The 253-nt window shown below is 64.4% G+C and carries 1 protein-coding gene; it reads right to left on the bottom strand.

The genetic code is table 11. From position 1 onward, the window contains the following. Positions 1–253, bottom strand: a 253-nt coding sequence (locus PZC42_RS22030) for an ACT domain-containing protein (RefSeq protein ID WP_277214348.1), incomplete at both ends; no start/stop codon positions are given.

Here is a 253-nt window from a genome sequence, read left to right as displayed (position 1 = left end):
GCCGGTTTGATGGGCCATGCCCAGGCCGACGACCGAAATCTTCGCCACGCGATCGTCGTAGTTGAATCCCTTCGCGCCGATCTTCTCGACGGACTCGGCCACGACGGCCAGCGTCGGCTCCAGGTCGTCCTTGAGCACGGTGAACGAGATGTCGGCCAGCCCCTCTTCGCCGATGTTCTGCACGATCATGTCGACGGTGATGTTCTCGCCGGCGATGCGGGAGAAGACTTCCAGGCTGGTGCCGGGCCGGTCC

The organism is Isoptericola croceus, from assembly GCF_029382255.1.
GTDB lineage: Bacteria > Actinomycetota > Actinomycetes > Actinomycetales > Cellulomonadaceae > Isoptericola > Isoptericola croceus.
This window is presented reverse-complemented; position numbering and strand designations above follow the sequence as displayed.